The sequence below is a fragment of the Promicromonospora sp. Marseille-Q5078 genome (assembly GCF_050315395.1).
Taxonomy (GTDB): Bacteria; Actinomycetota; Actinomycetes; order Actinomycetales; family Cellulomonadaceae; genus Isoptericola.
In genome coordinates, this window is sequence record NZ_JBNPQG010000001.1 from 1,455,831 (window position 1) to 1,480,953 (window position 25,123).

The 25,123-nt window shown below is 74.0% G+C and carries 23 protein-coding genes; 14 read left to right on the top strand and 9 right to left on the bottom strand.

Annotation, left to right across the window (positions count from 1 at the left end; translation table 11 throughout):
• Positions 1–80: 80 nt before the first annotated feature.
• The gene (locus ACQFYA_RS06710; protein ID WP_499122377.1) at positions 81–1,007 is read right to left on the bottom strand and encodes a sulfurtransferase; all 927 of its coding nucleotides are present in this window, start codon (positions 1,005–1,007) and stop codon (positions 81–83) included.
• A gap of 441 nt (positions 1,008–1,448) precedes the next feature.
• On the opposite strand from ACQFYA_RS06710, the gene ACQFYA_RS06715 reads away from it, so the two are divergent.
• From ACQFYA_RS06715 to ACQFYA_RS06735, 5 genes are all read left to right on the top strand, one after another.
• Entirely contained in the window at positions 1,449–2,000 is a 552-nt protein-coding gene (locus ACQFYA_RS06715; protein ID WP_499122379.1) for a nucleoside deaminase, read from the top strand.
• Positions 2,001–2,030: 30 nt separating this feature from the next.
• Positions 2,031–3,521, top strand: coding sequence for an NCS2 family permease (locus ACQFYA_RS06720; RefSeq protein ID WP_499122380.1), 1,491 nt, complete (start codon positions 2,031–2,033; stop codon positions 3,519–3,521).
• 74 nt (positions 3,522–3,595) lie between these two features.
• Positions 3,596–4,795 (top strand): XdhC family protein, encoded by a 1,200-nt coding sequence (locus ACQFYA_RS06725; protein WP_499122383.1) that lies wholly within the window; start codon positions 3,596–3,598, stop codon positions 4,793–4,795.
• Complete coding sequence (locus ACQFYA_RS06730) at positions 4,786–5,658, top strand: FAD binding domain-containing protein (RefSeq protein ID WP_499122385.1); 873 nt, start codon at positions 4,786–4,788, stop codon at positions 5,656–5,658. Before ACQFYA_RS06725 ends, ACQFYA_RS06730 begins: the two co-directional genes overlap by 10 nt.
• Complete coding sequence (locus ACQFYA_RS06735) at positions 5,655–8,600, top strand: molybdopterin-dependent oxidoreductase (protein ID WP_499122386.1); 2,946 nt, start codon at positions 5,655–5,657, stop codon at positions 8,598–8,600. The genes ACQFYA_RS06730 and ACQFYA_RS06735 overlap by 4 nt, the downstream gene beginning before the upstream one ends.
• Before the next feature lie 63 nt (positions 8,601–8,663).
• Here the strand turns inward: ACQFYA_RS06735 and ACQFYA_RS06740 are convergent, their stop codons facing one another.
• Positions 8,664–9,311, bottom strand: a complete 648-nt coding sequence (locus ACQFYA_RS06740) for a nucleotidyltransferase family protein (RefSeq protein ID WP_499122388.1) — start codon at positions 9,309–9,311, stop codon at positions 8,664–8,666.
• Positions 9,308–9,736, bottom strand: coding sequence for a winged helix-turn-helix transcriptional regulator (locus tag ACQFYA_RS06745; RefSeq protein WP_499122391.1), 429 nt, complete (start codon positions 9,734–9,736; stop codon positions 9,308–9,310). The genes ACQFYA_RS06740 and ACQFYA_RS06745 overlap by 4 nt, the downstream gene beginning before the upstream one ends.
• A gap of 162 nt (positions 9,737–9,898) precedes the next feature.
• Between ACQFYA_RS06745 and ACQFYA_RS06750 the strand changes: the two genes are divergently transcribed.
• The 4 genes from ACQFYA_RS06750 (at position 9,899) to ACQFYA_RS06765 (ending at position 13,108) form a co-directional block, all read left to right on the top strand.
• Positions 9,899–10,771, top strand: coding sequence for an SDR family oxidoreductase (locus tag ACQFYA_RS06750; RefSeq protein ID WP_499122393.1), 873 nt, complete (start codon positions 9,899–9,901; stop codon positions 10,769–10,771).
• Positions 10,771–11,715: a VOC family protein gene (locus tag ACQFYA_RS06755; protein WP_499127460.1), complete on the top strand. Its 945-nt coding sequence runs from the start codon at positions 10,771–10,773 to the stop codon at positions 11,713–11,715. Before ACQFYA_RS06750 ends, ACQFYA_RS06755 begins: the two co-directional genes overlap by 1 nt.
• A gap of 64 nt (positions 11,716–11,779) precedes the next feature.
• A complete protein-coding gene (locus ACQFYA_RS06760; RefSeq protein WP_499122395.1) occupies positions 11,780–12,760 on the top strand; it encodes a bile acid:sodium symporter family protein in 981 nt (326 codons plus the stop codon).
• Between the two features lie 51 nt (positions 12,761–12,811).
• Positions 12,812–13,108, top strand: coding sequence for a DUF3175 domain-containing protein (locus ACQFYA_RS06765; RefSeq protein WP_499122396.1), 297 nt, complete (start codon positions 12,812–12,814; stop codon positions 13,106–13,108).
• A 49-nt stretch (positions 13,109–13,157) separates the two neighbouring features.
• On the opposite strand, the gene ACQFYA_RS06770 is transcribed toward ACQFYA_RS06765, so the two are convergent.
• Entirely contained in the window at positions 13,158–13,853 is a 696-nt protein-coding gene (locus ACQFYA_RS06770; RefSeq protein WP_499122397.1) for a ribonuclease FAU-1 family protein, read from the bottom strand.
• Between the two features lie 122 nt (positions 13,854–13,975).
• On the opposite strand from ACQFYA_RS06770, the gene ACQFYA_RS06775 reads away from it, so the two are divergent.
• Positions 13,976–15,256 carry a GAF domain-containing protein gene (locus ACQFYA_RS06775; protein ID WP_499122398.1) on the top strand — a complete coding sequence of 427 codons (1,281 nt, stop codon included), beginning with the start codon at positions 13,976–13,978 and terminating at the stop codon, positions 15,254–15,256.
• Positions 15,257–15,286: 30 nt separating this feature from the next.
• Here the strand turns inward: ACQFYA_RS06775 and ACQFYA_RS06780 are convergent, their stop codons facing one another.
• Complete coding sequence (locus tag ACQFYA_RS06780) at positions 15,287–15,676, bottom strand: hypothetical protein (protein ID WP_499122401.1); 390 nt, start codon at positions 15,674–15,676, stop codon at positions 15,287–15,289.
• A gap of 180 nt (positions 15,677–15,856) precedes the next feature.
• Between ACQFYA_RS06780 and exaC the strand changes: the two genes are divergently transcribed.
• A complete protein-coding gene (exaC, locus tag ACQFYA_RS06785; protein WP_499122403.1) occupies positions 15,857–17,380 on the top strand; it encodes an acetaldehyde dehydrogenase ExaC in 1,524 nt (507 codons plus the stop codon).
• Positions 17,381–17,395: 15 nt separating this feature from the next.
• Entirely contained in the window at positions 17,396–17,809 is a 414-nt protein-coding gene (locus tag ACQFYA_RS06790; RefSeq protein WP_499122404.1) for a DUF779 domain-containing protein, read from the top strand.
• A gap of 12 nt (positions 17,810–17,821) precedes the next feature.
• Here the strand turns inward: ACQFYA_RS06790 and ACQFYA_RS06795 are convergent, their stop codons facing one another.
• On the bottom strand, positions 17,822–18,187 hold the full coding sequence (locus ACQFYA_RS06795) for a DoxX family protein (RefSeq protein WP_499122406.1): 366 nt from the start codon (positions 18,185–18,187) through the stop codon (positions 17,822–17,824).
• Between the two features lie 160 nt (positions 18,188–18,347).
• Between ACQFYA_RS06795 and ACQFYA_RS06800 the strand changes: the two genes are divergently transcribed.
• Positions 18,348–19,340: a hypothetical protein gene (locus tag ACQFYA_RS06800; protein ID WP_499122407.1), complete on the top strand. Its 993-nt coding sequence runs from the start codon at positions 18,348–18,350 to the stop codon at positions 19,338–19,340.
• A 48-nt stretch (positions 19,341–19,388) separates the two neighbouring features.
• Here the strand turns inward: ACQFYA_RS06800 and ACQFYA_RS06805 are convergent, their stop codons facing one another.
• Entirely contained in the window at positions 19,389–19,868 is a 480-nt protein-coding gene (locus ACQFYA_RS06805) for an HNH endonuclease (RefSeq protein WP_499122408.1), read from the bottom strand.
• A 168-nt stretch (positions 19,869–20,036) separates the two neighbouring features.
• Between ACQFYA_RS06805 and ACQFYA_RS06810 the strand changes: the two genes are divergently transcribed.
• Positions 20,037–20,684, top strand: coding sequence for a dihydrofolate reductase family protein (locus tag ACQFYA_RS06810; RefSeq protein ID WP_499122410.1), 648 nt, complete (start codon positions 20,037–20,039; stop codon positions 20,682–20,684).
• Positions 20,685–20,700: 16 nt separating this feature from the next.
• On the opposite strand, the gene ACQFYA_RS06815 is transcribed toward ACQFYA_RS06810, so the two are convergent.
• Positions 20,701–23,712: a DEAD/DEAH box helicase gene (locus ACQFYA_RS06815; protein WP_499122413.1), complete on the bottom strand. Its 3,012-nt coding sequence runs from the start codon at positions 23,710–23,712 to the stop codon at positions 20,701–20,703.
• On the bottom strand, positions 23,709–25,097 hold the full coding sequence (locus ACQFYA_RS06820) for an EH signature domain-containing protein (protein ID WP_499122416.1): 1,389 nt from the start codon (positions 25,095–25,097) through the stop codon (positions 23,709–23,711). The genes ACQFYA_RS06815 and ACQFYA_RS06820 overlap by 4 nt, the downstream gene beginning before the upstream one ends.
• Positions 25,098–25,123: the final 26 nt, after the last annotated feature.

A 25,123-nucleotide genomic window follows, 5' to 3' on the forward strand; every position in this document is an offset into this window, starting at 1 on the left:
ACGTCGGTCGAGCCTGTCGCGACCACGTGTCAGGGCTGACAGGGTCTCGGCAGGCTCGACCGACGGGGTGCGGGGCGAGGTCAGGCGGCGGCCTTCTGCTTGAGGCCCGCCGGGACCTCGCCGGGCTCGGCGCCCGCGACGATCGGCACGCGGACGGCGTTGCCCCACTCGGTCCAGGAGCCGTCGTAGTTGCGGACGTCGTCGATGCCGAGCAGGTAGCGCAACGCGAACCAGGTGTGGCTGGAGCGCTCGCCGATGCGGCAGTAGGTGATCACGGAGTCGCCCGCGGTGAGGCCGAGGCCGCCCTCCTGGTAGATGGCCTCCAGCGCGGCACGCGGCTTGTAGGTGCCGTCCTCGGCGACCGCGGTGGCCCAGGGCACGTTGCGGGCCGACGGGATGTGACCGCCGCGCAGCACACCCTCCTCCGGGTAGTCCGGGATGTGCAGGCGCTCGCCCGAGAACTCCTGCGGGGAGCGGATGTCCACGAGCGGGCCGTTGCCCAGGTGGGCCAGCACGTCCTCCTTGAAGGCGCGGAACGTCTCGTCGTCGCGCTCCACGACGGGGTACTCGCCACGGGCGGGGGAGGGCACGTCGGTGGTGAGCTCGCGGCCCTCGGCGACCCACAGGTTGCGGCCGCCGTCGAGCAGGCGGACGTCCTCGTGGCCGAACAGGGTGAAGACCCACGCGGTGTACGCGGCCCACCAGTTGTTCTTGTCGCCGTACAGCACGATGGTCGTGTCGCGCGAGATGCCGCGGCTCGCGAGCAGGTCGGCGAAGCCGGCGCCGTCGAGGTAGTCGCGCTCGACCGGCTGCAGCAGGTCGGTGTGCCAGTCGATCTTCACCGAGCCGGGGATGTGCCCCGTCTCGTACAGCAGCACGTCCTCGTCGGACTCCACGACCACCAGGCCCGGGGTGTCGAGGTTCTCGGCGAGCCACGACGTCGTCACGAGGCGCTCGGGGTGCGCGTACTCGGCGAGGCGCGGCGTCGGGTCGGTGGGTGCAGGCATGGTTCCTCCATCTGTGCGGCGTCCGGACGCCGGCCGGTGCAGTGGGTCGTGGCCACTCGGTTCCTTGGACACTCTAGGAACAGGCGGACCTGCAGGGACAGTCCGTGTCCACCATATGGGACCACGATGCGAGACGGCTGTCATCTCCCGGAAATGCCCGCGATACGGAAATGTGATTCCGAAATCCTTGAAGCGCCGGTCACCGGCTGCTAGCGTCGCGAATGCCAACGGCGGGCCCGGGCCGAGCTGAGGTCGATGTCGACGTCAGCGCGGTGATCGACGAGATCGATCCGACACCGGCAGCTATCTACCAGGCGGCATGAAGGACAACTCGCCTGCAGCGTCCCGCCGAGCACCCGGTCTCCGCACCGGGCCCCGGTGAGGCCCCGACGGACCCGTGGCACGCCCGGGGGGTCGCTGCCCGAACCGTGGAGACTCACCATGGACCGCAATGCCGTGATCAGCACCCGTTCGACCAGCGCGGCCGACGCCCCGGCCGTCCATCCGGCCGCAGCACACCTCGAGAAGGCCGTCACCCTCGCCGTCGACAGCGTCGCGAACGCCGGCGGCCCCTTCGGCGCCGTGATCGTCACCCGCGACGGCCGCGTCGTCGAGGGGAACAACCGCGTCACCCAGGACAACGACCCCACCGCGCACGCGGAGGTCACCGCCATCCGGCGGGCCTGCGCCGAGCTCGGCACGTTCGACCTGTCGGGCGCCGTCCTGTACTCGAGCTGCGAGCCGTGCCCCATGTGCCTCGCCTCCGCCCTGTGGGCGCGCGTCGACGCCGTCTACTTCGCCGCCGACCGCCACGACGCCGCGGCGGCCGGGTTCGACGACGCCGAGTTCTACGACTTCTTCGCCGGCCGGCTCGGGGACCAGCCCGGGACCGGGGCCACCGGTGGGGGGATGACCGTGCGCCACGAGCGCACCCGAAGTGCCGTCGCGCCGTTCGACGCGTGGCGTGTCCTCGAGACCCGCATCGACTACTGACGACCACCGGGCCCGAAAGGACACAAGGACGTGACCATCCTGGGAACGCGGCGGGACACCGCCGAGAACGACGAGACACCCACCACCGGCACCCGGCGCGGCGCGCTGGACCGGCTGTTCAAGATCACCGAGCGCGGCTCGACCACCGGGCGCGAGGTCCGCGGCGGTCTGGTGACCTTCTTCGCGATGGCGTACATCGTCATCCTCAACCCGCTCATCCTCGGCGGTACCAGCGCCGAGAACGCGCCCACCGACGTCGTGGGCGGCTGGCTCGCGACGGCCCAGGTCGGGGCCGTCACCGGACTCGCCGCGGGCGTGCTGACCATCCTGTTCGGCCTCGTCGCGAACCTCCCGTTCGCGCTCGCCGCCGGGCTGGGGATCAACTCGTTCCTCGCCGTCGCCGTGGTCGGCGACGTCACCTGGCCCGAGGCCATGGGCCTCGTGCTCATCAACGGCCTGCTCATCGTGCTGCTCGCCGTCACGGGCGCGCGGTCGGCGATCTTCAACGCCGTCCCGCGCCAGCTCAAGGCCGCCATCACCGTGGGCATCGGCCTGTTCATCGCCTTCATCGGCTTCGTCGACGCCGGCTTCGTCACCCCCACCGACGGCGGCCCGCCGGTGCAGCTCGGCGACGGCGGGTCGATCACCACCGTGCCGACGCTCGTCTTCGTGGTCGGCCTGATCACGATGGGCGTGCTCGTGGCCCGCAAGGTCAAGGGCGGCCTGCTCATCGGGCTGGTGGCGACGACGGTCGTGGCGATCGTCGTGGAGGCCGTGCTCCAGCTCGGGCCGGCGGGCGACGACAACCCCGGCGGCTGGCACCTGTCCGTGCCCGCGCTGCCGGACTCGCTGGTCTCCGTGCCGGACCTGTCCCTGCTGGGCCAGTTCAGCTTCGGCGCCTTCGACCGGATCGGGGCGCTCGCGGCGACGATGCTCGTGTTCACGCTGTTCTTCACGAACTTCTTCGACGCGATGGGCACGATGACGGGCCTGGCCAAGCAGGGCGGGCTCGCCGACGCCGACGGGAACTTCCCGCGGATCAAGTCGGCGCTCGTCGTCGAGGGCGTGGGCGCGGTCGTCGGCGGGGCGACCTCCTCGTCGTCGAACACCGTGTTCGTGGACTCCGCCGCCGGGGTCGGCGAGGGCGCGCGCACCGGCCTGGCGTCGGTCGTGACGGGCGGCCTGTTCCTGGTCGCCATGTTCCTCACGCCGCTCACCGCGGTCGTGCCCATCGAGGTCGCCAGCGGCGCCCTCGTCGTGGTCGGGGCGATGATGATGAGGGAGATCAAGGAGATCGACCTGGGCGACTTCTCGGTCGCCCTGCCGGTGTTCCTCACGGTCGTGACCATGCCGCTGACGTACTCCATCGCCAACGGCATCGGGATCGGCTTCATCACGTGGGTGCTGCTGCGGTTCGCCTGCGGACGGGCGCGCGAGGTGCACCCGCTGCTGTGGGTGGTCGCGGCGGGCTTCCTCGTGTACTTCGTGCGCGGCCCGCTCTCGGCGGCGCTCGGCGCCTGACGGACGACAGCGGTCGGGCCTGTCGAGGCCCCGTGGTCTCGACAGGCTCGACCGACAGGACGGGAAGGACCCTGATGCTCACCCTGGTCGACCAGCTGGCCGAGTGGCTCGTGCCCGGCGGGCCGCCGTTCGCCGTGGCGACGGTGGTGGGCGCGTCCGGCTCCGTGCCGCGCCCCGTGGGCACGGCGATGGCCGTGCGCGCCGACGGCGCCGTCGTCGGCAGCCTGTCCGGCGGCTGCGTGGAGGGGGCCGTGCACGCGGCCGCCCTCGACGCGATCGCCGTCGGCGAGTGCCACCGCGAGTCCTTCGGCTACTCCGACGACGACGCGTTCGCCGTCGGCCTGACCTGCGGCGGCAGCCTCGAGGTGCACGTGCAGCCGGTGCGGCCGGGCGACGCCGACGACCCCGCCGCGGTCGCGCTCGCCGGCCTGGCCGCCGGGGGCGCCCCGGCCGCGCTCGTCCGCCGCCTCGACACCGCCCGCCCCACCGCGGTCGTCCTCGACGCCGGAGCGCCGGACGGCTCGGCGGACGCGCTGCGCGACCTGGTGGACGACGCCGCGCTGCCGGCGGCCGCGGCCCAGGTCGACGCCGTCCTGCGCGCCGGCGGGGCCGCGACCGTGCACGCCGCGCCGGGGGTGGCGGACGGCGCGTGCGACCCGGGCGACCCGGAGGAGCCGGTCACGCTGCTGGTCGAGACCCGGCTGGCACCGCCGCGGTGCGTCGTCGTGGGCGCGAACGACTTCGCGGGCGCACTGATCCGCACGGTGCGGCTGCTGGGGTACCGCGTGACGCTCGTCGACGCCCGCGAGGTCTTCGCCGCCCCGCGCCGGTTCCCGCAGGCCGACGAGGTGGTGGTCGACTGGCCCGACCGGTACCTGGCGGCCGAGGCCGCCGCCGGGCGGCTCGACGGCCGCACCGCCGTCGCCGTCCTCACCCACGACGCGAAGTTCGACGTCCCGACGCTGCGGCTCGCCCTCGGCCTCCCGCTCGCGTACGTGGGGGCGATGGGCTCGCGCCGCTCGCACGCCCAGCGACTCCAGGCGCTGCGCGACGAGGGCGTCGGCCCGGAGGCCCTCGCCCGGCTGCGCTCGCCGATCGGCCTCGACCTCGGCGCCGTGACGCCGGAGGAGGTCGCCGTCTCCGTGGTGGCCGAGCTGGTCGCCGTGCGGTACGGCCGGACCTCGGCCGTGCCGCTCAGCCGCACGGACGGGCCGCTGCACGCCCCGCCCCCGACCCGTCCCGCACGACCCGAGGAGTGTTCCCGGTGGACATGAACACCGTCACGGACCTGGTCCCCACCGCCGACCCCGCCGACTGGCGCGAGGGCGACGCGTGGCTGGCCGGCGGCACCGTCCTGTTCTCGTACGGCAGCCAGACGCTGCGCCGCCTGCTCGACGTCACGAGCGCCGGCTGGCCGGCGCTCACCGTCACCGACGAGGGCCTCGAGATCGCCGCGACCTGTACCGTCGCCGAGCTGTACGCGTTCCCGGACGCCCCGGCGTCCGGGCCCGTCCGGGACGCCTGGCCCGCCCTGGACCTGGTGCGCCCGTGCTGCGACGCGTTCGTCGCGTCGTTCAAGATCTGGAACACCTCGACCGTCGGCGGCAACGTCGCCACGTCGCTGCCCGCGGGGCCGATGACGTCGCTCACCGCGGCGCTCGACGGCGTCGCGGAGGTGTGGGGCCCGGGCGGCGCGCGGCGCACCGAGCCCGTGGCCGCGCTGGTCACCGGCGACCGGCGCAACACCCTCGCCCCCGGCGAGCTGCTGCGCTCGATCCGGCTCCCGGCCCGCGCCCTGCGCGCCCGCACCACGTTCCGGCGGCTCTCGCTGTCGAACCTCGGCCGCTCCGGGGCACTGCTGGTCGGAAGGCTCGACGGGCCCGAGGACGGCGGCGAGCTCGTCGTGACGGTGACGGCCTCGACCCGCCGGCCCGTGCAGCTGCGGTTCGCCGCCGGCGCGCACCCCGACGCCGCGGGCCTGGCGTCGGCGATCGACGCCGCGATCCCCGACGACCTGTACCACGACGACATCCACGGGCTGCCCGCGTGGCGTCGCGACATGACGTACCGGCTCGCGGAGGAGATCCGCCGCGAGCTGCTCGACAGCACCCGCACGACCGACGGAGGCCGGCGATGACCGACGCGACCACCAGCCCCACCGAGGGCACGACCCGCACCGCCGCCGCCGCACCGGTGCTGCGCGTGGACGGCCGCGACGTGGACGCCCTGCCGCGCGCCGGCCAGTGCCTGCGCACGTTCCTGCGCGAGCAGGGGGCGCCGGGCGTGAAGAAGGGCTGCGACGGCGGCGACTGCGGCGCGTGCACGGTGCACGTCGACGGCGTCCCCGTGCACAGCTGCGTGTACCCCGCGCGGCGGGCGGCCGGGCGCGAGGTGACGACCGTCGCGGGCCTCGCCGCGACGGCCGACGCACCGACCGCGGACGGGCTGCACCCCGTGCAGCAGCAGTTCGTCGACGCCCAGGGCTTCCAGTGCGGCTTCTGCACCGCGGGCATGATCATGACCGCCGCGACCTTCGACGACGCGCAGCGCGCGAACCTGCCGCGCAGCCTCAAGGGCAACCTGTGCCGCTGCACCGGTTACCGCGCGATCGCGGACGCGGTGCTCGGCGGCGACGGCACGGACGGCGACGCCTGCGGCCGCGCCCACCCGGCCGGCGCGGCGCCGTGCGACGCGGCGCACGACGGCTGGACCGCGGCGCACGCCCGCGGCGACGCCCCGACGGCGCCGGGGGAGGCCGCCTTCGGGCGCAGCGAGCCCGCGCCCGCGAGCCTCGGCGTCGTCACCGGGCAGGTGCGCTACACCCTCGACGTCGACCCGGCGGCCTACCCCGGGCTGCTGCACCTCAAGCTCGCCCGCTCGCCGCACGCGCACGCGCGGGTCGTCGCGATCGACGCCACCGCGGCGCTCGCGGTGCCGGGCGTGCGGGCCGTGCTCACGCACGAGGACGCCCCCGCCGCGCGGTTCAGCACGGCCCAGCACGAGCTGTGGACCGACGACCCCGACGACACGCGGATCCTCGACGACGTGGTCCGGCACGTCGGGCAACGGGTGGCCGCCGTCGTCGCCGACTCGGTGGCCGCCGCGGAGGAGGGCGTGCGCCGGCTGCACGTCGAGTACGAGGTGCTGCCCGCCCTCGTCGACCCCGAGCAGGCGACGGCGCCCGGCGCGCCGCTGGTCCACCCCGAGCTGGACGCGGTCCAGGCGCGCGTGTCGCGCCCGGGGGCGAACGTCGTCGCCGAGGTGCACAGCGAGCTGGGCGACGTCGAGGCGGGCCTCGCGGAGGCGGACGTCGTGCACGAGGCGACCTACCGCACGCAGCGCGTGCAGAACGCGGCGCTCGAGACGCACGCCGCCATCGCGTCGTTCGACGACGAGGGGCGGCTCGTGGTGCGCTCGTCGACCCAGGTGCCGTTCCTCGCCCGCCGCCACCTGGCGCGGGTGCTGGACCTGCCCATGGATCGCGTGCGGGTGCTGTGCGAGCGCGTCGGCGGCGGGTTCGGCGGCAAGCAGGAGGTGCTCGTCGAGGACGTCGCGGGCCTCGCGGCGCTGCGGCTCGGCCGCCCGGTGCAGCTCGAGCTCACGCGCACCGACACGTTCGTGGCCACGACGACGCGCCACCCCTTCCGCATCCGCGTGCGCGCGGGGGCGCGGCGCGACGGCACCCTGACGGCGCTGCACCTCGACGTGCTGAGCAACACGGGCGCGTACGGCAACCACGGCCCCGGCGTGATGTTCCACGGCTGCGGCGAGTCGATCGCCGTCTACACCTGCGCGAACAAGAAGGTGGACGCGCACTGCGTCTACACGCACACGCTCCCGTCGGGGGCGTTCCGCGGGTACGGGCTGAGCCAGATGATCTTCGCGGTCGAGTCCGCGATGGACGAGCTGGCCCGGCAGCTCGGCCTCGACCCGCTCGAGCTGCGCCGGCGCAACGTGGTGCGCGAGGGCGACCACATGCTGTCGCTCAACCCCGAGCCGGAGGAGGACGTGCTGTACGGCAGTTACGGCCTCGATCAGTGCATCGAGCTGGCCGACGACGCGCTGGCGCGCGGCCGCGCCCGGGACGTCGCGGCGTACGGCGCCGACCCGCGCGACCCGGCCGTGCCGTGGCTCGGCGACGAGTGGGGTGTCGGCGAGGGGACGGCCCTGTCGATGATCGACACCGTGCCGCCGCGCGGGCACCTGTCGCACGCCCGCGCCCGGCTGCGCCCGGACGGGGTGGTCGAGGCGGAGGTGGGCACCGCCGAGTTCGGCAACGGCACCACGACCGTGCACGCCCAGCTCGTGGCCAGTGCCCTGGGGCAGCGGGCGGCGGACGTCGTGGTGCGGCAGTCCGACACCGACCTGGTGGAGCACGACACGGGCGCGTTCGGCTCGACGGGCACCGTGGTGGCGGGCAAGGCGTCGCTCGCGGCGGCGACCGAGCTCGCGACGCAGGTGCTGGCCGTGGCGGCGACGGCGGCCGGGGTCGGCGTGGACCAGTGCCGGCTCGTGCCCGGTGCGGTCGAGTGCGCGGGCCGCACCCTCCCGCTGTCGGAGGTGGCGCGGCACGCCGCGGCCTCCGGCGTGCGCCTGGTGGCCGAGGGGCGCTGGGGCGGCACCCCGCGGTCGGTGGCGTTCAACGTGCACGGCTTCCGCGTGGCCGTGCACCGCGGCACCGGCGAGATCCGCATCCTGCAGAGCGTGCAGGCCGCGGACGCGGGGGAGGTCGTCAACCCGCGCCAGTGTCGCGGCCAGGTGGAGGGCGGGATCGCCCAGGCGCTCGGCGCCGCGCTGTACGAGGACGTCGTCGTCGACGACGCCGGTCGGGTCACGACCGACATCTTCCGGCAGTACCACCTGCCCACGTTCGCCGACGTGCCGCGCAGCGAGGTCTACTTCGCGCGGACCACGGACTCGACCGGGCCGATGGGCGCGAAGTCGATGAGCGAGAGCCCGTTCAACCCCGTCGCCCCGGCGCTCGCCAACGCCCTGCGCGCCGCGACCGGGGTGCGGTTCACCGAGCTCCCGCTCGCGCGGGACAAGGTCTACCTGGGCATCAAGGCAGCGGCGTCGTGACGTCCCCCGTCGGTTGAGCTCGTCGAGACCAGGTCTCGACAGGCTCGACCGGCGATCCGGGACTCAGGTGAGCAGGTCGAGGTCGGCCTCGGTGTCGACGTCGCGCCCGTCGCCCGGGTGCGTGACGACGTCGATCAGGTCGGCGTGGGCACGCAGGAACGCCCGCGCCCCGGCGTCGCCCTCGGCGCTCGCGGCCGCGGGACCGGCGAGCCCGGCCGCCAGCACCAGCGGGTGCGACCAGCGGGGTCGCCCGTCGTCCGCCGCGTCGGCCCAGCGGGAGGCCGTGACCCGGCCGGGCCGGTGCGCCGCGAGCAGCCGGGCGACGTCGTCCGGCGTCACGCCGGGCTGGTCGACGTGCGCGACGACGACGCGCGCCGGAGCCCCGCCCCCGGGCCCGCCGCCGGCGTCGAGCGCCGCCGCGACGCCGGCCCGCAGCGAGGACGCCATGCCGGTCTCCCAGGAGTCGTTGACGACGACCCGCACCCCCGGGACGTCGAGCGACGCCTGGGCGCGGACCCGGTCGGCCCGGGCGCCGAGGACGACGACGACCGTGTCGCACCCGCCGTCGAGCAGGACCGTCACGACGTGCTCGACGAGCGGGCGGCCACCATGCCCACCCTGCCACCCGTGGGGGAGCAGCGCCTTGGGGCCGCGCCCCAGCCGCGTGCCCGCCCCGGCGGCGAGCAGGACCGCGGTGGTCCGTCCCGTCACGACGCCTCGTCGCGGCGCGCGTCGTAGCGCTGCTGTGCCGCGCTGACCTCGTCGACCGCGCCCTCGAGCACGTCGATCAGCCCCACGAGCCGGTCGGCGACGCGGCGGCCCAGGTCGGTGAGGGAGTACTCGACGTGCGGCGGGATGGTGGTGCGGACCTCGCGCGAGACGATGCCGTCCCGCTCGAGCGCCTGCAGCGTCTGGGCGAGCATCTTCTCGCTCACGCCGTCGATCCGGCGGCGCAGCGCGTTGAAGCGCACGACGCCGTCGCGCAGCCCCGCCACCGTCAGGACTCCCCAGCGCCCCGTGACTGCCTCGAGGGCCTGGCGCGACGTGCAGCCGCGCGAGAAGACGTCGGCGATCATCGCGTCGGTCGGGCCGGCCTCGGCCTGGTCGAGGGCGCCGGTGGGGGAGTCGAGGGTCACCGGCCCAGGATACGGCGCGATCCACCCGATGGCACTGTGATGAAGAACGCACGGCGATACCGTTGGCACTTTCGAAAAGTAAGCGCATGCTGTCCGGGTGGCCCTTCGAGGGCCCGGAGCCTGAGCCCGACCCACCACCCGTCTCATCAGGGGAGCATCACCATGACCATCGCCGTCACCGGAACCAGCGGCCAGCTCGGCCGGCTCGTCGTCGAGTCCCTGCTCGCCCGCGGCGCGGCGCCCGCCGACGTCGTGGCGCTCGCCCGCAGCACCGACAAGGTCGCCGACCTCGCCCAGCGCGGCGTCGTCGTCCGCGAGGCCGACTACGACCGCCCGGAGACCCTCGCTCCCGCGCTCGACGGCGTCGACGTGCTGGTGCTCGTCTCCGGCTCCGCCGTCGGTCAGCGCGTGCGCCAGCACGGTGCCGTGATCGACGCGGCGAAGGGCGGCGGCGTCGGGCGCGTGGTCTACACGAGCGCCCCGCACGCCGACACGTCCCCGCTGGTCCTCGCGCCCGAGCACAAGGCCACCGAGGAGCTGCTCGTCGCGTCCGGCCTGTCCACGACGGTGCTGCGCAACGGCTGGTACACGGAGAACTACGTCGGCGACGTGCAGCAGGCGCGCGAGACGGGCGAGATCGCGCACAGCACCGGCGACGGCCGTGTGGCCAGCGCCAGCCGCGCCGACTACGCCGAGGCGGCCGCCGCCGTCGCGCTCGACGCGCACCGCGACGGGGGCCACGACGGCGCCGTCTACGAGCTGTCCGGCGACGTCGCGTGGGACTTCGACGAGCTCGCCGCCGCCGCGTCCGACGTCCTCGGCCGGCCCGTGACGTACCGGAGCCTCACCCCCGAGGAGCACCGCGAGCAGCTGCTCGCCGCGGGCCTCGACGAGGGCACCGCCGGGTTCGTCGTCGCCCTCGACGGCAACACGCGCGACGGCCTGCTCGCCGAGACGTCCGGCGACCTCGCCCGCCTGGTCGGCCGCCCCACGACGCCGCTGGCCGAGGGCCTGCGCCGCGCGCTGGACGCGTGATGCAGGGCGTGGTGCAGGACCGTCTCGCCGACGACACGCGCATGGACGCGGTCACGCTGCACGTGCGCGACCTCGACCTCATGACGCGCTACTACCGCGACGCCCTCACGCTCACCGAGCTCGCCGTTCCCGAGGGGCTCGAGCTCCCCGCCGGGGCGCGGCGCGCGGAGACCAGGGTGCTGGGCCGCGGGACGAGGCCCCTCGTCGTCCTGCACCGCACGCGCGACCTGCCCGCGCCCGGCCGCGGCGAGGCGGGCCTGTTCCACACGGCCGTGCTGTTCGACGACGAGCCCGGGCTGGCGCACGCGCTCGCGTCCGTCGCGACGACGGCGCCGAGCACGTTCGTCGGCAGCGCGGACCACCTCGTGTCCCAGGCGTTCTACTTCACCGACCCCGAGGGCAACGGCGTCGAGCTGTACGCCGACCGCCCGCGCGACCAGTGGGCGTGGGACGGCGCGCACGTGCGCATGGACACGGTCTACCTCGACCCGAACGCCTTCCTCGGCGACCACCTCACGGACGCGGCGCGGGACGCGCTCGCCACGACGGACCCCGACTCCCGGGCCGCCGCGACGAGCGCGGCGGGCGCCGGGGCCGTCGTCGGGCACGTGCACCTGCAGGTGGGCGACGTGCGCGCCGCCCGCGGCTTCTACGTGGACACCCTCGGTTTCGTCGAGACGGCGAGCGTGCCGGGCGCGCTGTTCGTCTCCGCCGGGGGCTACCACCACCACATGGCGATGAACACGTGGAACAGCCGGGGCGCCGGCCCCCGCGCGTCGACCCTCGGGCTCGGCACGGTGGCCATCACGGTGCCCGGCGCCGCCGACGTCGGGTCGCTGCGGGAGCGTCTGGCGGCGGCCGGAGTCGCCGTGCGCGACGACGGCGCGGCCCTGCGCTTCGAGGACCCCTGGCGCAACGCCGTCGAGGTGCGCGCCGCGGCCTGAGCGCGCGAGGCTCGCAGCCTGGACACGCCGAGGTCCGGTCGGCGGGCCTCCCTACACTCGCTCGGTGCGTCGTGTGCTGAGCCGTTGGGTGGATCCGTTCGTCGTCGTCCTCGTGGCCGTGATGGTGCTGGGCCTCGTAGTGCCCGTCGCGCCCGGCGTGCAGCGGGTGGTGGACGTCGCGGCGGACGTCGCCGTCACGGTGCTCTTCCTCGTCTACGGCATGCGGCTGTCCACCCGCGAGGTCTGGGCCGGCCTGCGCAACTGGCGGCTGCAGGGCGGCATTCTCGCCTCGACGTACGTGGTGTTCCCGCTGCTCGGGCTGCTCGTCGCATGGGCGGTCACGCCGCTCGTCGGGGGGCCGCTCGCCGCCGGGCTGCTCTACCTGTCGCTGCTGCCGTCCACCGTGCAGTCGTCGGTGGCGTTCACCTCGGTGGCCCGCGGGAACGTCGCCGGCGCCATCTGCGGGGCCACCGTGTCCAACGTGCTGGGCATGGTGCTGACGCCCCTGCTCGTGCTGTGGCTCATGAGCGGCTCCGGACCCGCCGGCGACGACACGGCCGGCCACGGGCTGGACGGCCTGCAGACCGTGCTGCTGCAGCTGCTGCTGCCGTTCGTGGTGGGCCAGCTGCTGCAGCCGCTGGCGGGGAGGTGGATCCGCGCGCGCCGGTGGCTCACGCTCGGCGTCGACCGCGGCACCATCCTGATCGTGGTCTTCTCGGCCGTCGCGGCGGCCAGCTCCGCGGGCGTGTGGGGCGGCATCTCCGCCTGGACGATCGTCGCGCTGCTGGCCGTGAGCGGTGTGTGGCTCGCGGTCATGCTCGGCCTCACGTGGTGGGGCGGCGCCGCGCTGCGGCTGCCCGTCGAGGACCGCATCGCCCTCCTCATGTGCGGGTCCAAGAAGTCGCTCGCCACCGGCCTGCCCATGGCGAGCGTGCTGTTCCCGGTCGCCGTCGCGGGCGTGATCGCCGTGCCGGTGATCATCTTCCACCAGCTCCAGCTCGTCGTCTGCGCCGTGCTGGCGCGCCGCCTCGCGCTCCGCGACTGAGCCGCGCCGGCCGCGCTGCGAGCATCACGTCCCGTGCCTAGCGTCGCCGGCATGGCGAAGCAGCACGACGACGCGTCGGGGGAGCGGTGGTCGCACGACGTGACCGAGCACTCCGACGCGCTGGACCTCGAGGACGACGTCTTCACCTGGGACGACCCGGCCCGCATCGCGGCGTCGCTGAAGCGGTCGGCCGAGGCGAGCGACCGGCGCAAGGGCACGCCCTACCAGTCGGCCATGTCGATGCTGACGTTCTACGTCAACCGGGCCGGGGCGAACCTCCCCGCCGCGCAGCGCGACGTGCTCGAGCGGGCGAAGGACGAGCTCCGCACGGCGTTCGGGCGGGACTGACGCCGCCGCCGTCGACGGCGGCGGCCGCCGCGCCGCCTAGGTGTAGTTCCTAGGGACGGAGGCGGTCCCAGCGCTCGGGCAGGGTGACGGCCGCCCACCCGGGGTCGGGCAGCCACGCGTCCCAGTCGGCGTCGAAGGGCCAGGACGCGTCCGTCGCCCGGTCCATCAGCCGTGCACCGACCTGCTGCACGTGGGCTGCCTGGGCCGCGGACACCGACCCGCGCTCGACCATCCACTCCAGCTCGTCCTGGTCCTTGTACCGCACGGACCACGGGCCCTCGACCGGGTCCCCCGTGCCCACGACGTCGAGCGCCCAGTCCTGGGTGTCGAAGCCGATCCGCGACCGACGCCATGGCGACTCGAGGTTCCCGTACCAGGCGTCCGTCCACCGGCTGCCGTCGTGCCACCGCCACACGGACCAGCGCTCGCCGCGCCGGTGCACGCGCACGACGGTGTCGCCCGTCCACACGCGCTCGTCGTGGGCGCCGTCCCAGTCCGCCGGGAGGGCGACGCGACCGCGAGGCCCCCCGCGCCGACCCGACCGGGTCCGCATCCCGGACCCCGGGCGGGTGGCGACGACCACGAGGTCGGCGTCGTCGAGCACCACCGTGCCCGCGACGGCGAAGCCGACGGCCACACCGTGCCGGCCCCCGAAGTCGCGCACGCTCCGGAGCGCCACCGGGTCACCGCGCCGGAACGGGGCGGGCTCGTCCTGGTGCGGCAGGGGGACCTCGTCGTCGACCATCGGCACAGGCTACGGTCGTCCGCCGCCGGCAGGACGAACCGACGGGCGCGGCCTCGACGCGGGCCCGGACGCGCGCCCTACACTGGCACGCACGCACCGGACGACGACGTCGGGAGGTCGGGGTGGAACGGACGGCCGCCTCGCTGGCGCGCGCAGGGGGCTCGCACGGAGGCGGGGCACGTCGTGACCCGCGCACGGTGCGCGCCGCGTACGAGCAGTTCCTCGGCACGGGCGAACCGCCCGGCGGCATCGACCCCGTCGTGGCCGACTCCTGGCGCCGGTCGCTGCGCAACGGCGTCGACCCGGACACCCCGCACCCGCAGGTCTCCCTCGCGGACGACGACCTCGCCGCCTACCGTGCGACGCACCCCCTGGCCGCCGTGATGCCCGTGGTGCGGGAGCTGGTCGTCGACGGCGCGGCCGACGACGGGCTCGTGGTCGCCGTCTCCGACGAGGTCGGCAGGCTGCTCTGGGTCGAGGGGAACCACCGGCTGCGCGGCACGGTGGACCGCGTCGGGTTCGTCGAGGGCGCGGTGTGGCGCGAGGAGAGCGTGGGCACCAACGCGCCCGGCACCGCGCTCGCCACCCGCAGCGCGGTCCAGGTGATCGGCGCCGAGCACTTCTCGCGCCCGGTGCAGGAGCTCAGCTGCGCCGCCGCCCCCGTCCGCGACCCCGCCACCGGCCGGGTGCTCGGCGTCCTCGACGTCACCGGGCGACGGGCCGCGGCGACCCACGTCGTGCTGTCGCTGGTGCGGGCCACCGTCGCGACCGTCGAGCGGGAGCTCGCGACCCGCGCCGCCGCTCTCGCACCGCCGGGGATCGCCGCGCCGGCGGCCGTCGACCTGCGCATCCTCGGACGACCGGCGCTGCGGGGGCGCGACGGCGACCGGCCGCTGTCGCTCCGCCACGCGGAGATCCTGCTGCTGCTCGCCGAGCGTCCGCGCGGTCTGGGCGCCGACGAGCTCGCCGTGCTGCTGCACCCCGGCGAGCTGTCCGACGTCACCGTGCGGGCCGAGGTGTCCCGCCTGCGGCACGTGGTGGGGCCGCTGCTCGCCGGGTCCCGCCCGTACCGGCTCGCCCGGCCGCTGCGCACCGACGCGGACGCCGTGCGCGCCGCCCTCGCCCTGGGCGACGTGCGCGCCGCCGTCGCCGCCTACGCGCCGCTGCTGCCGCGGTCGGCCGCGCCGGGCGTCGAGCGGCTCCGCGCGGAGCTGTCCGCCGAGGTGCGCGCGGCCGTCCTGGCGTCTGGCGACGCCGACGCCCTCGACGCGTGGGTGCGCGGCCCCGACGGGGCCGAGGACCACGCCGCGTGGACCCGGCTGCTCGTCGCCGCGCCCGCCGGCAGCCCGCAGGCCCTGCGCGCCCGGGCCCGGGTCACGCTGCTCGACACCGAGCTGTCCTGACGGCTGTCCTGGCGTCTGCGGGGCGGCAGCTCAGCAGCTCGCGAGCGCGTCCTCGACGTCGTCGCCGGGGCAGACCCGCCGACTCCAGCCCCCGGTGCCGTAGGTGTCGGCCGTGGTGTCGTGGTAGATCTCCAGGCCGCCTCCGCCGACGCGGTAGTACGCGTACGTCGGGTCGCCCTCCGTGGTCGGCGTCATGACCGAGAACTCGGCCCCGGACTCCCACCCGGCGTCGAGGCACTCCCGCGCATCGTCGGGGATGCCTCCGCCCTGCGCGCCGTGCTCGACCTGCCCGCACGACGCGAGCCTCTCGCGCAGCGCGAACCGCGCGTGGGTCAGGCCGGTCGGCGTGAGGAGGAAGAGCCCGGCCACCACCGCCGCGACCGCTCCGCCGCCGACGAGCAACCGCCTCGTGCTGCCCACGAGCGCCTCCCGTCCTGTCCGGCCCCACGCCGGCCCACGCCGTGATCCTGCGGACCGGGCGGGCGGTAGTCCAGCACTTCCACGTTCTCGGGAGGGACTGCAACGGGACTGCAACCTTCGGCGGCCTACGGTCGCGTCATCGCGGCGCGACGAGGCGCCGCAGGGACGCGAGGAGGCAGCATGACCGTCTACGCAGCGCCGGGCCAGCCCGGGGCGATCGCCGAGTACCGCTCCCGGTACGACCACTGGATCGGCGGGGAGTACGTGCCGCCGTCGAGCGGCCAGTACTTCGAGAACCCCAGCCCGGTGACCGGGCAGACGTTCACCGAGGTGGCGCGCGGCAACGCGGACGACATCGAGGCCGCGCTCGACGCCGCGCACGGCGCGGCGCCCGCCTGGGGCCGCACGTCGGTGACCGAGCGGGCGAACGTCCTCAACAAGATCGCCGACCGCATGGAGGCGAACCTCGAGAAGATCGCAGTCGCCGAGTCGTGGGAGAACGGCAAGCCGGTGCGCGAGACGCTCGCCGCCGACATCCCGCTCGCCATCGACCACTTCCGCTACTTCGCCGGCGCCATCCGCGCCCAGGAGGGGTCGATCTCCGAGATCGACGAGGACACGATCGCGTACCACTTCCACGAGCCGCTCGGCGTCGTCGGGCAGATCATCCCGTGGAACTTCCCGATCCTCATGGCCACGTGGAAGCTGGCCCCGGCGCTCGCGGCGGGGAACGCCGTCGTGCTCAAGCCGGCCGAGCAGACGCCGGCGTCGATCCTGTTCCTCATCGACATCATCGGCGACCTGCTGCCGCCCGGAGTGCTCAACATCGTCAACGGGTTCGGTGTCGAGGCGGGCAAACCGCTCGCGTCGAGCTCGCGCATCCGCAAGATCGCGTTCACTGGCGAGACGACGACCGGCCGGCTGATCATGCAGTACGCGTCGCAGAACATCATCCCGGTGACGCTCGAGCTGGGCGGCAAGAGCCCGAACATCTTCTTCTCGGACGTGGCGTCGGCGCGGGACGACTACTACGACAAGGCCCTCGAGGGGTTCACGATGTTCGCCCTCAACCAGGGGGAGGTGTGCACGTGCCCGTCGCGCGCGCTCATCCAGGCCGACATCTACGACCAGTTCCTCGGCGACGCCCTGGAGCGCACGAAGGCCGTCACGCAGGGCAACCCGCTGGACACCGAGACGATGATCGGCGCGCAGGCGAGCAACGACCAGCTCGAGAAGATCCTCAGCTACATCGACATCGGCAAGGCGGAGGGGGCGAAGGTCCTCACCGGCGGCGGCCGCGCGGAGATGGAGGGGGACCTCGCGGGCGGGTACTACGTGACGCCCACGGTCTTCGAGGGCAAGAACTCCATGCGGATCTTCCAGGAGGAGATCTTCGGGCCGGTGGTGTCCGTGACGGAGTTCGCCGACTTCGACGACGCCATGAAGATCGCCAACGACACGCTCTACGGGCTCGGCGCGGGCGTCTGGTCCCGGCAGGGCGAGACGGCGTACCGGGCGGGCCGCACCATCGAGGCGGGCCGCGTGTGGACCAACTGCTACCACGCGTACCCGGCGGCCGCGGCGTTCGGCGGGTACAAGGGCTCCGGCGTCGGGCGCGAGAACCACAAGATGATGCTCGACCACTACCAGCAGACCAAGAACCTCCTGGTCAGCTACTCGGGCCAGAAGCTCGGGTTCTTCTAGGCCACGGGACCCGACATGACCGACGACGCGATCTCCCGCGTCGCCGTGACGGACGCCGCGGCCGGGCTCCTCGCCCGGCTGCGGCGTCAGCACGGCGACCTGATGTTCCACCAGTCCGGCGGGTGCTGCGACGGGTCCAGCCCGATGTGCTACCCCGACGGCGACTTCCTGCTCGGGGATGCCGACGTGCACCTGGGCGACCTCGCCGTGACCGACGGGCCGGCCGACGAGCCCGGCGCGACCGGGGAGACCTTCACGGTGCCGGTCTGGATGAGCCGCTCCCAGTTCGAGTACTGGAAGCACACGCACCTCACGATCGACGTGGTGCCCGGACGCGGCGCCGGGTTCAGCGTCGAGGCGCCCGAGGGGGTGCGGTTCCTCATCCGGTCGCGGCTGCTGACCGACGCCGAGTGGGCGGCGGCGCGCTGAGCGCCCGCGCCGTCACCAGCCGGCGAACCGGCCCACCGCGACGAACCCGGCGAGGAGGAGCAGGAGCACGTTGACCCACAGCTGCCCGAGCTCCCGCCGGCGCACCTGCACCGAGATGGCGAGCACCTGCAGCACCACCAGGCACGACGCCGCGACCGGGGTGAGCACGGGCACGGTCCCGGTGGCCCACGGCAGGATCAGGCCGAGCGCGCCCGCGATCTCCGCGAGGCCGATGAACCGCACCGTGACGCCGGGGAAGTCCTCCACCCATCCCATGCCGGATCGCAGTCGTTCACGGTTGCGCGTGAGCTTCACGAAGCCCACCGCCAGGTAGAGCAGGGCCAGCAGCCCTGTGGCGACCCACAGTCCGATGTCCATCCGGTGCCTCCTCGCGGCGCAGCTCGACGGCGGACGGCGGCGGTGCCGAGGGCGGAGCGGCGACGCCGTCGTGCCTGGTGGGGAACCTAGCGTGCCGAAGGCGCGACCGGAACGACCACGCCCGTGGTGTCGGAGGGTCCGCGCCCGATATGTTCTGCGGGTGACCCGAGAGACCCTCCCCTCCCTGTCGGCCCTCCCCGCGTGGCTCGTGCCGTCCGTGTACCTGAACTGGTCGGCCGACTGGCTGACGGAGTCCGTCGCGATCGCCACCCGCGCGCCGGAGCACCGGCTGCCCGGCGGGCCGGACGGGCCGCAGCGGGGCGACGTGGTCGTGACGGTGCTCGGCGACGCGGGCGTCGTCGCCGCCGTGGAGCTCATGGGCTCCAGCGACGGGGAGAGCTGGGTGAGCGACGACCTGTTCGGCCCCGACCGCCCGATCGTGTGGGCCGACCTGTTCGAGGGCGCCGACACCTACACCGGCTCGTCGGGCTGGCTGCCGCCGGACCACGCGCGGCTCGTGCTCGACGGGGTCGCGGAGCAGTTCCGCGGCGGCCCGGTGCACACGCTCGACCCGGGGGACTGCGGCGCCGGCGCCACCGCGCCCGACGTGCACGCCCTGCGCATTCTCGGCCACCGCGCCGTGACCGGCTGGTCGATGCGGCGCGAGGAGCGGTGCGCCACCTGCGAGCGGTTCGTCGACGTGCACCGCATGCGGGCCCACGACGACGGCGCCGTCCGGCTCGGCACCACCACGGCGGGCGGCCGCACCCTGGAGCAGCTGGTGCGCGACGTGCACCTGATGTGCGAGCAGTGCCACGACCTGATGCACGCGCACACCGTCGCGTCGCAGCGGGCGCGGATGCGCCCGCAGTGCCCCGGCTGCGGCGCGCGCGGCAAGACCAAGCGCATCGTGTGGGGCATGACGTTCCAGGACGACGTGATGAACGCCGAGCCCGACGTCGTCTACGGCGGCTTCGAGGTGCCCGTGCCGACGCCGGAGTGGTACTGCACGGAGTGCCACGCCAACTTCGCGAGCAGCGTCATCGCGTCGCGCGCGCTGTCGCCGGCCGAGAACGGCGGCGGCGGAGCGGTGGCGATCACCGGGTCGCTGTCCGTGGTCCCCGACCTGCCCGAGGACGAGCCGGCGGCCTGACGCCCGGGCCGCGGCCGGGACGTCGGCGGGACGAGGCCCCCTGGGACGTCAGGCCGCGGCCGTCGCGGCGGTGCGCCGCCGCCGGCGCACGAGACCGTGCTCGGCGGGCGGCACGTACGGCGCGAGCAGCAGCGGCATGCCGGCCTCCAGCGGGGTGCGGTCCGCCTTGCGGCCGTTGCAGCGCTCGCAGGCCGCGACGAGGTTCAGCCACGACGAGTCGCCGCCGCGCGAGCGGGGGATCACGTGGTCGACCGTCTCGGCGGGGCCGCCGCAGTACGCGCAGGCGCCGTCGCGACGCTTGACGCCGTCCTTGGTGACGGCGGGGCGCCCGGCGCCGCGGTACCGCCAGCGCATCGCCACGTACCGGACCAGGCGCAGCACGCGGGGGAGCGGGTACGGGCCGAACTGGTGCCCCTCGACCGCCTCCTCGACCACCGCCACCTCGCGGACCAGCATCGTGATGGCGTGCTTGACCGACACACGGTGCAGGGGCTCGTAGCCCGCGTTGAGCACCAGGACGTCGGCCACGGCTCCGCTCCCTCCTCGGCATGCGTGACGAGCGTGTGAATCGGGTCACAGCATGCTGCCGAGGTGAAAGTATGCCGCGGAGGCGCGGAAGTCCAGGGCATACGGCCCGATGAGTCCGGTCCGCGCGCGCCGTCCACCCTCCGTCGACGACACCTGACGGAGGTCCCCATGAGGCTCAGCGTCAACATCTTCACCTCGCTCGACGGGGTCGTGCAGGGTCCCGGAGGGCCCGAGGAGGACACACGCGGCGGGTTCGCCGAGGGCGGCTGGTTCGTCCCGTTCACCACGGATCCCCTGTTCGGCGAGGTCGTGGAGGAGTGGTTCGACGAGGTCGACGCCTTCCTGCTCGGCCGCACCACGTACGACATCTTCCACGCGTCCTGGGGGCAGGTGACCGACCCGGACGACGCCCTCGCCGCCCGCATCGATGCAGGTCCGCGGTACGTGGTGTCCGCGACCCTGGGCGAGCCCGCCTGGGCCGGGACCACGGTGATCGACCCGGCCGACCTCGACGACCGGGTGCGGGCGCTCAAGGACGGCCCGGCCGGCGAGCTGCAGGTGCACGGCAGCGCACGGCTCGCCAGCACCCTGCACGACCTCGGCCTGGTGGACGTCTACCGGATCTTCGTCGCGCCGGTCGTGGTCGGATCCGGCGCACGGCTCTTCGACGACGGCGCCTCGCCCTCCGGGTTCGCCGTCGCCCGCTCGCAGGTCGGCGACGGCGGGCTGGTGTACCTGGAGCTCGAGCCGCGGGAGCTCCGGCACGGCACCGCCGACGTCGTGGACGGCCGGCAGTCCGTGCGGACGGTGGAGTGACCGGGCGCCCGCAGCGTCACCCCAGGCCCATCGCGCGGGCGATCTCCTCCTCGGAGACGGACTCCGGAACGACCACCGCGTCCTTGAGCGCGACCTTGCTGCGGAGCAGGTGGTCGAGGTTGACGTCGAACGAGTCGACGTCGGGATGCAGCGCCATCGGGTGGTAGACGTGCACAGGCTTGGTCTGACCGATCCGGTAGACCCGGTCGGTCGCCTGCGCCTCCTTGGCGGGATTCCAGTGCCGCTCCAGGTGGATGGCGTGGTTCGCGCCCACGACCGTGAGGCCGACGCCGACCGCGAGCGGTGACATCACGATGACGGCGAACCCGTCGCGCGCCTCGAACTCCCGGATCTTGCGCAGTCGCGTGTCGCCGCGGCCGGTCGCCGGGGTGTCTCCGTTGACGACATCGACGGGGACCCCGTAGAGCGCACGCAGCCAGAGGGCGAGCGTGCGCTGCATGGCCTTGGACGAGCAGAAGACGATCGCCTTCTCGGCGCGGCCCCGGATCCCGTCGAGGATCTCCCGGACCGCGACATCCGTACGGGCGGAGTCCCCGGCCGCGGTCGGGTCGCTCATCTCGACCTCGGGCGTCAGCAGCCCCGGGTGCAGGCTCACCTGCGCCAGACGCTGGAGCGTGCCGAGCATGGCTCCCTTGGTCCCGGCCTTCGCCCGGTAGCGGGCGATCACGTCGTCATAGGCCGCGACCTGGGCCGGCGGCATGACCCGGCCGTGCTGGCCCGCGTGCACGTGCTTCGGGGGCAGCTCAGTGAGGTGGTCCTCCTTGATACGACGGAGCATGTAGGGGCCGACGGCGGACCGGAGCCGCTGCCCGAGGTCCGCGTGGGCGTCGCCGCTCGCCGCGCTCATCGGGGTCTCCCACGCCTCGCGGAACTGCGACCACGAACCGAGCAGCCCAGGTTGCGCGGTGTCCAGCAGCGACCAGAAGTCCTTGAGGGAGTTCTCGACGGGGGTTCCGGTGGCGAGAAGCTTGAACCGCGCGCGGAGGGCTTTGGCGGCGCGGGTGCGCAGGATGTCCGGGTTCTTGAGGTTCTGCGCCTCGTCGAAGACGGCGACACCCCAGTCCACCTGTGAGAGGGAGACCTGGTAGCGGGCGACGGTCTCGTACGTGGTCAGGACGAGCGTCCCGGGCCGGTCGAGTCGCGCGTCGCCCCAGGCCTCGCCCACGCGGAGCAGCATGAGGTCGGCAAGGACGTCCGACCGCACCATGCCGGAGGCGTCGAGGTGCTCCTCGCTCACGGCGCTCTCGCGTCCGCGGCCGGTGCGGTAGTGGCTGAGTCCGTCGCCGTGGAGCACGACGACGTCGTCGAAGGGGCCGTGCCTGGAGCCGAAGGTCTCCTGGATCTCGTCGAGCCAGTTCTCCAGCAGAGCGACCGGCATGACGGCGAGCGTGGGACGCGTGGCAATGCCGGTCTCTCGACCGGTCCGCACGATCTCGCCGAGCGCAGCGAGCGTCATGAACGTCTTGCCGAGGCCCATGTCGTCGGCGAGCAGCCCGCCTCGCACGCGTGCCGGGTCGTCGTCCGGGCCCTCGAACGACGCCTGCATGAGCCGTGTCATCCAGTCGATGCCCTCGATCTGGTGCGGGAACGGTCGACGGCCGAGGCTCGTGTAGTCGACCGGTCCCCGCAGGGTCGCCGCCTCGGCCGCAGCCCGCAGCCGGTCGGCGAGCGTCGTCGCATCGTCGAGCACCCAGCCGACCCGCACCTGCGGTCCAGCCTCGGGGTCGTCGTCGACGGGCGGCGACGAGGTGTCCACGCCGAGGTCGGCGAGCCTGCGTCGCGACGCCTCGAGAGCCTCGTCGACCCGGCTGTGGTCCGAGATGTCGACCACGTCCTGACCGAGGGTCAACAGGTCCTCCGCGCGCTCCCACGCGTCGGCGACCGCCTGCTCGATCTCCTGCTGCTCCCCGGTCGTCTGCGGGCGCTCGGCCAGCACCTCCGGGGCCGTGACCCCGTGGTCCGGGTTGATCCAGTCCGTCCCGGACTTCGCGGCCTCGGCATAGGACACGGGGGCGAGCCGACCCAGCCCGGCGACGAGCCACATGAAGGTGAGCTCGATGTCGACGAGCTCCGGGTCGAAGAACGCGCCCGGGGCCTCGTAGAACGTGGGGACCTGCTCCTTGGGGATCCGCGGACGGCGCCGCACCTCGCGCACACCCTCGAGCTGCTGACGGTCGAGCAGCACGAGCTGCTTGTCGACACGAAGGACGCCACCGTTGGCGTCCTCCTCGTCGGGCAGCTGGTGCCAGCGCGTGTCCAGGGCACGGGGGTCGCCGTCGAGGTCGAGATGGGGCGCGACGAGCAGCGATCCGTCGTCCTGGGGCTCGACCCGCAGGCCGACCTTGGACGGCGCGATGGTGGTGAACCCATCCAGATGTCCAAGGTCGAGCGCGAAGTGCTCGTCGCGGATGTCGGCGTCGCTGGAGGCCGCCATCCGCTGGGCCGCCTGGAGCTCGGCGACGAGGCGCGCGTTGCGTGCTTCGCTGCGGGCCTGTGGTGCGAGCGCCTGGTGCGTTTGGACCGCGCGGACGGTGCGCAGGGCGGCGGGCGACAGCCGATACGCCCGCGCGTAAGGGGCCATCCCGAGCAGCACGGTGGCGCCTTCCCGGCGGAACGGCTCCTCGTAGCGGTCGGTACGCAGGGCGAGCCCGACCGTGAAGTCGGGTCGGGAGGTCACGGAGCGGACGGTGACGTCGAACGCGCCGGTGAACCGGGGCGGGAGCCTCAACAGGCCGGCCTCGTCGCGCGGCAGACGAGCAATCTCGTCGGCCGTGAGTTCGAAGCCGTCGTCCACAGCACGTGCCCGGCCGTCGTCTGCCAGGGACTCGAGCACGAGGAACTGCTCCTGGGCGCTGCGCTGCCCGCGGCCCGCGAGCAGCTCGGCGAAGGTCTCCGCCGTCGTCGTGAACCGCGTGGCGTCGCCGTGCTCGACGGTGAAGAGCGGCATCGGCGCAGCAGGGTCGTCCGGCAGCATGGGGGTTCGTCGGAGCAGGTCGCGGAATTTCATCGGCTCCACCAGCGTCGGGAACGGGCAGGTGTGTGTGGCGCCGTCGTGCCACGGCGTCGTTGCACGACGTAGGCAAGGTCCTGGCGGGTGACAAGCGCCGATTCGTCGAGCGATACGCCGCCGTCCCGCAGGAAGTCCAGCGCATGCCAGAGCCAGGCACTGCCATGGTGCGACCAGGCTCCGAACGCGCTCTCGCCGTGCCGCTGCTGGTGGCGGTACGGCACTGTCTTCGTCAGGTCGTCACGGGTGAACGAGCGATGGAGCGGGTCGGTGAGGACGGGCTCCGGCTCGCCGAGATAGACGTGCAGCTTGAAGTTGTGCGAGCCCTCCACGAGGTGGAAGTCGCCGCAGTCGACGAAAACGATCGCGGTGTCACGCCTGGGGTCCGCAAAGCGCGGGACGTCGTAGAGTCCGAGATTCGTGACGCGCCGGACTGTGGCGCGAACGTCCTCGCCCAGGATGAGCCGTGTTGACCGCACCAGGCCGGACTCGTAGAGCCCCATGAGAAAGCGCTGGCGCTGGGGGAACATGCGCTGGAGGTCCACGTTCCCGTTCTCAATGCCGAAAAGCTCGACGGCAGCGAGGAACGTCCGCAGGTCGGCCCCCGACATCCAGCGGACCGCGCGCGCACGGAGATCGTCGGGGACGTGCGCCCACCACTCGCGCCAGGTCGGGTTCTGCTCGTGGCGCGGGTCGCCGCCGACCTCGACCACCGCCTCGACCCAGGATGCGCTCGGCATCCGACCGTCGGGCTTGTCGAGCAGCGCGGTCAGGACGGCGATCCCGAACCGGCGGTCGTCCTCGTCGCGGCGCAGCGTGGTGGCTCGTGCGGTGGCGTCGGCGAGGAACGCGTGACCGTCCGTGGTGTGGTCGGCCGCATGGATCTGCGCCAGGTAATAGGAGTTGCGCAGCACTCGCGCATAGCGCCCCTGGTCGTTGCCGCAGAGCGCGCGAGCCTCCGGCTGGTTCTCGGGCGTCGTGCCGGTGGCGACCAGCTCGCCTGCGAGGACCTGCGGCCCGTCGACGCGAGTGACGTACCGACCGGAGGCACGGATGACCTCGACGAGGTCCTGGTGCTCCCGGTGGCGGGTGCCGCCGACCGCGCGGTCGACCGCCGAGGTCACGGCCGCGAAGAGGCCTTCGTGCCAGTCGTCCAGCAGGTCGTAGTGCGTCAGCAGGAGTGCGGCGAGCGTGATGACGGTCTGCCGTGAGGGGGGACCCGCGGTGACGGCGTCGACGAGCGGGGGAGTCATCGACCGTTGGGCCAGGCGCGGTTCTTCCGACCAGAGCACCACCACGGCGCGCGCGAAATGTCGGTCGGTCGACCGCGCGACGATCTCCTCGGACCGCCGGGACTCGAGGAGCGTGCGTGCCTCGCCGAGCACTGCCTCGAACCGGGTGCCGGTTCCCG